This is a genomic window from Actinomycetes bacterium (assembly GCA_035506535.1).
Classification (GTDB): Bacteria; Actinomycetota; Actinomycetes; order DATJPE01; family DATJPE01; genus DATJPE01.
The window spans coordinates 1-4,866 of sequence record DATJPE010000027.1 but is presented as its reverse complement, the minus strand read 5'-3'; the positions used below and the strand labels follow the sequence as shown (position 1 = coordinate 4,866).

Here is a 4,866-nt window from a genome sequence, read left to right as displayed (position 1 = left end):
CGTCGGGCCGACGGCCGTCTCCGACAAGGTCGAGAAGCCGCCGCTCGTCGACCTCGCGGACCTGAACCTCTCCCACTACCGGACGATGGCCGACCTGGAGCACGGGCGCCACTTCGTCGCGCTCCCGACCCCCTGGCTCGCGGGCGTCCCGGCCGCCGAGAAGAGTGACACGTCGATCGCCCTCGGCGCCGAGACGGTGCTGATCCTGAACCAGGGCGGCCAGTGCGGAATGCTCGAGTTCTCGGGCGCGGGCCTCCGCGCGCTCGAGAAGGCCGACGACGACAAGCGGTCGATGATGGCGGCCCTCGGAGCGCGGCTCCTCGAGTCCCCCGGGAAGTCAAGCCGCGAGACTGCGACGTCCGTCGAGATGCGGCACGCCGGGGAGCACGCGACTCTCCGGACGATCGCCCAGTCGTGCGAGCAGGCCCTCACCCAGGTGCTCCGCACGCACGCCTGGTGGGCCGGTGAGGGCGGGGACCTCCCCAACGACTTCGACTCGGACGAGGTGAAGTTCGAGTTGAACAAGGACTTCTTCTCGGCGAAGATGGATGCGCCGACGCTGACCGCGTGGGTCCAGGCGCTACAGGCCGAGGCGATCAGCTACGACACCTTCTGGGCCGCGATGACCGACGGCGGGCTCGCCCGACCGGTCAGCGCCGAGGAGGAGCTGGCGCAGATCCACAAGCAGGCCGCGGCGGCGCCTGGGGCGCAGATGCCGAACGCCCCCGCGCCTCTGGGCGCGCCGGGGCAGAAGCCCGGCGCACCCGGACCGAAGGTCCAGGACGCGGGGCCCGGGGTGAAGCCGGGCGACGTCGTGGCGAAGGACGAGGGGCCGTACAAGCTGCTCAACCGCGCGGGTCGCTGGCTGGTGGTGAAGGCCGACACCGGCCAGCCCGTGAAGGGCGGCGACCACGGGGCGGACAAGAAGAAGGCGCTGGCGCACCTCGCGGCGCTCGCGATCGCGACGAAGGGCGAGGGCAAGGGCGTATAATCAGAGGTAAGGAGGGACGATGGCCAAGAAGTTCGCGGTGACGTATAAGGAGGACGGCAACGTCGTGAAGAAGTTGCCGATCGGCGACAAGGCGCACGCGGACAACGCCGCGGCGCGGCTGAACCAGACCGACATGCCGGCGTCGAAGAAGGCGGCGGCGAAGTCCGCGATCGAGGCGGCGCAGCGCCGGTTCGGGACGCAGGCCGCGATCGACCGGGCGAAGGGGAAGAAGCGGTGACCTACGACGTCCACGTGCCGCGGGGCGACGGCGGCTACCGGGTCCTCGAGGCGGGCGTCACGGCGCAGCGGCTCGAGGACCTGAAGTCCGCGTACGGCGCGGAGCGGTTCGCGACGTTCCTGGTGACGCCGCTCGGGGTGCCGGAGCTGGAGCCGGAGGACGTCGTCCGCGACGCGGTGGCGGCGAACCCGGCCCTCGTGCTGAAGGAGTGACGGACCCCGCGCCGGAGCCCGAGCGCGGCGCGCGGGCGCGGGCGCTCCGGACGAACCGCGGGGCGTGCGGGGGCCGGAGCCCGCTGCCGCCGGGCCGGCAGTGGGCGCCCCACCAGGGGTTCCGCGAGAGGCTCCGCCGGCACCGTCAGGTGTGGGCGGAGTTCGAGCGGCTCTGCGCGAGGGACGGCTACGCGGCCACGACCCGCGAGAGGCTCCTCGACCACGTCAACGAGGCGGTGAAGGACGGGCCCCTCGCGCCGGGCGTGACGACGGGGGAGGCGACCGCGATGGGGCTCGTCCTCGGCGCGCGCTGCCTCGCCGAGACGGACCGGGCCCTGTCGTGGGTCTCGGCGCTGAACCGGATGCTGAACGAGGCCGAGGCGGCCCTGGACCGGAGCCGGGCCGTCGAGGCGTCCCTGTGGCGCGTGCCGAAGGAGGAGGGGGTATGATCCGGGTCATCATCCTGAACGTCACCCCGGGCGGCGAGCGGAAGGACGGCACCGCGGACTACCGCGCGGTCGTCGACGTCAACTACAAGAACGTCTGGGCCGGCGAGGTGAAGGGGCACGTCCGGGCCGAGCGGGCGCCCGCGCTGCTGCGGCGCCTGGCCGACGCGATGGAGGGGCGGGGATGAGCGAGACGTTCGTCCCCGTGTTCCGGGCCGCCACGTCCGTCGCCGCGTTCTGCCCGCAGTGCCGGGCGCAGGTGTTCGGCGAGACGGTCGAGGACGTGATCGACGCCCTGGCGGAGCACATGAACCTCGACCACAAGGAGCAGCGTGACGGTGGACGGGACCACTGACCGCGCCGAGGCGCGCCTCGCGCGGGCCTTCGTCCTCGCGATGACGAAGGCGCGGGGGAGGTTCCCGGCGGCCGGGCTCGCGGCGGCGCTCTCGAAGCGCGACGCCCGGCGCGCGGTCGAGCTGATCGAGCGGTCGTTCGACGTCGAGGACGCGCTCGAGCCGTCGCGGGAGATCGTCCGAGACGCCTGGCTCCGGGGCGCGAAGCGCGGGGCGGAGAAGCTGAGTGCCTGAGGCCATCGCCTTCCGCTTCGACGGGCGGAACCCCGACGCCGTCCGGATGACGGACGCGTACCTCCGGAACTACACCTGGAGGGTCTCGAGGGAGACGCGCGACGCGATCGAGGCCATCGTCCGGAGGTCGATCGACGAGGGGATCGAGCCGCTGAAGGCCGCACGGATGATTGAGGACGTCGTCGGCCTGACGGAGCGCCAGGCGGCCGCCGTGCTGAACTACCGCGCGGGGCTGGAGTCGCAGGGGGTCCTCGACGCCTCGCGGATCGAGAAGCTGGTCGCGAAGTACGCGGACCGGAAGCTCCGTGAGCGCGGCGAGACGATCGCCCGGACGGAGATCGTCGGGTCGCTCGTCGCGGGCGAGCTCGCCGCGGCGCGCCAGGCGCGGGACCGGGGGTTCCTCCGGGGCGAGGTGATGAAGCGCTGGCGGGTCACGGAGCTGGGGGAGTGGCCGTGCGACCGGTGCGACCCGCTCGACGGCGCGACGGTCCCGCTCGACGACCTGTTCGAGGGCGGGGTGGACGGGCCGCCCCTCCACCCGCGCTGTCGGTGCACCGTCACGGCCGTCGTGCCGCTGCCCGAGGAGGGGGAGGAGGCGGTCCCCGCCGAGGCCGAGGCCGAGGGCGAGGAGGCCGAGGTTCCCGCGGAGGGCGAGGAGGCCGAGGTCGCCGCGGAGGGCGAGGAGGACGCGGAGGCCGCGGAGGGCGTCGCGGCCATCGTCGGCCTGCTGGGGCTCTCCGGGGAGTGGTCCGACGACGAGGTGGTCGACGGGTTCCTGGAGGTCGAGGACCTGACGGACAGCACGACGGACGACGTCCTCGACGCGACGGACGAGGAGCGCGCCGACCTCGTCTCCGACGCGGCGGAGGAGAAGGTCGCCGACGTCGCGGAGCGCGAGGGGGCCGACCCCGACGCGGCGCGCGCCGCGCTCGCCCGCGCGCGGGACGCGAACCCCGAGGGGTTCGACCTCGCGGCCGAGGCCCTGGTGTTCGACGCCGATGCGGACGACGAGACGCTGGGCGGCATCGCGGACTACCTGCGCGGGCGCGGGGTAGACGTGCCCGAGCTGGACGACCTGGTGAAGCGGTGACCGAGGCCGAGCGGCGACTCCGCCTGGCGGAGCGCGGCCTGCCGTGGGCGGAGGTCGGGCGCCGGCGCGGGGTGTCCGCGATGGTGGCGTGGCGTAGCGTGAAACGGTGGCTCTTCCCGGAGGAGTGGGAGGGGCTGAGGCAGAGACGCCGGGCGCTCCGCGCCTCGGTCAGGAAGGGGTAAGGATGAGCACGTACACCGACAAGTCGCTCGACCCGGGGACGGACCCGGCGATCGGGGTGATCCTCCAGAAGCTGCTGACGTCTGAGTACGAGATGAAGATCATGCACCACGCGGCGTACCAGAAGCTGAAGCTCTGGGACTACTCGAAGCTCGCGAAGGTCTTCAAGTGGGCCCGCGACGAGGAGCGGAAGCACGCGTGCTGGGTCGAGCGGAGGATGCTGGCGCTCGGGTTCGACCCGACGTACAACCCCGCGACGAGCCCCGCGGTCGCGCCGGACGTCCTCGGGATGCTGAGGGCCGCGCTCGCCGCGGAGGCGAAGTCGATCGTCGACCAGAACAAGGCGATCGTCGACCTCCGGGTGAAGAACGACGACACGTCCCGGCGCGTCGTCGAGCACATGCTGAAGGACGAGGAGGAGCACGCCGAGGAGTTCCGCGCGCAGCTCGAGCAGGTCGCGCAGATGGGCCTCCAGGGCTACCTCTCGACCGTCGCGTGACGGCGGACCAGACCGCCCTAGTAACCCTCGCCTACGCGCAGGTCGAGGCCGTCCTCCGCGTGGTGACCGCGCTCTACTGCGCGGTCGCCGCGGCGGCGGTGATGTGGGGGGCCACGGTGCTGGTCGCGCTGTACGCGCTCCGCCGGGCCCCCAGGCGGGGGAGGAAGGGGACGTAACCCCCCGCGCCCCCCGGGCGGGGTAAAGTTAGCTTACGTGGGGCGCGGATGACCCGCGCGCCCGGTTGACTGCCCGGGGGGCTATGGCGAAGGCGATCCTAGAAGACCTGAGCGGGGTGCCGGAGGGGCTCCGCGACCAGTACGTTCAGCGCGAAGACGGGAAGTACGTCCTCCAGCTCGAGGACGCGGACCAGCACCCGGACCTCGCGGCCGCGGCCGCGCGGGCCGCGGAGAAGCAGGCCGAGGCGAAGTTCCGGGACCGGAACATCGCGCAGGCGAAGGAGCTCGAGGCGGCGCAAGCCCGCTTGAAGGCGTTCGAGGGGATCGACCCCGCGAAGTACCGGGAGCTCGACCAGAAGGAGAAGGCCCTCGCGGCGTCCGGCGTCGGGCGCGCGGAGGACGTGGCCGCCATCGTGGCGCGCCAGGTCGCCGAGGCCCAGCGCCCGC

11 protein-coding genes are annotated in these 4,866 nt (G+C 73.0%); all 11 read left to right on the top strand.

The window, feature by feature from the left end; genetic code table 11:
• Positions 1-991: DUF4055 domain-containing protein (locus VMI11_03440; protein HTY71460.1), on the top strand; the 991-nt coding region annotated here is incomplete at its 5' end.
• Positions 992-1,010: 19 nt separating this feature from the next.
• Positions 1,011-1,229, top strand: coding sequence for a hypothetical protein (locus tag VMI11_03435; GenBank protein ID HTY71459.1), 219 nt, complete (start codon positions 1,011-1,013; stop codon positions 1,227-1,229).
• Positions 1,226-1,441, top strand: a complete 216-nt coding sequence (locus VMI11_03430; protein ID HTY71458.1) for a hypothetical protein — start codon at positions 1,226-1,228, stop codon at positions 1,439-1,441. The genes VMI11_03435 and VMI11_03430 overlap by 4 nt, the downstream gene beginning before the upstream one ends.
• Before the next feature lie 149 nt (positions 1,442-1,590).
• Positions 1,591-1,890, top strand: coding sequence for a hypothetical protein (locus tag VMI11_03425; GenBank protein HTY71457.1), 300 nt, complete (start codon positions 1,591-1,593; stop codon positions 1,888-1,890).
• On the top strand, positions 1,887-2,075 hold the full coding sequence (locus VMI11_03420; GenBank protein ID HTY71456.1) for a hypothetical protein: 189 nt from the start codon (positions 1,887-1,889) through the stop codon (positions 2,073-2,075). Before VMI11_03425 ends, VMI11_03420 begins: the two co-directional genes overlap by 4 nt.
• On the top strand, positions 2,072-2,242 hold the full coding sequence (locus VMI11_03415; GenBank protein HTY71455.1) for a DUF1059 domain-containing protein: 171 nt from the start codon (positions 2,072-2,074) through the stop codon (positions 2,240-2,242). Before VMI11_03420 ends, VMI11_03415 begins: the two co-directional genes overlap by 4 nt.
• The gene (locus VMI11_03410) at positions 2,220-2,474 is read left to right on the top strand and encodes a hypothetical protein (protein ID HTY71454.1); all 255 of its coding nucleotides are present in this window, start codon (positions 2,220-2,222) and stop codon (positions 2,472-2,474) included. Before VMI11_03415 ends, VMI11_03410 begins: the two co-directional genes overlap by 23 nt.
• Positions 2,467-3,564, top strand: a complete 1,098-nt coding sequence (locus VMI11_03405; protein HTY71453.1) for a phage minor head protein — start codon at positions 2,467-2,469, stop codon at positions 3,562-3,564. Before VMI11_03410 ends, VMI11_03405 begins: the two co-directional genes overlap by 8 nt.
• Positions 3,565-3,748: 184 nt before the next feature.
• Positions 3,749-4,243: a ferritin-like domain-containing protein gene (locus tag VMI11_03400; GenBank protein ID HTY71452.1), complete on the top strand. Its 495-nt coding sequence runs from the start codon at positions 3,749-3,751 to the stop codon at positions 4,241-4,243.
• On the top strand, positions 4,240-4,419 hold the full coding sequence (locus VMI11_03395) for a hypothetical protein (GenBank protein ID HTY71451.1): 180 nt from the start codon (positions 4,240-4,242) through the stop codon (positions 4,417-4,419). Before VMI11_03400 ends, VMI11_03395 begins: the two co-directional genes overlap by 4 nt.
• Before the next feature lie 116 nt (positions 4,420-4,535).
• The coding region (locus VMI11_03390) for a hypothetical protein (GenBank protein ID HTY71450.1) at positions 4,536-4,866 on the top strand (331 nt) is incomplete at its 3' end.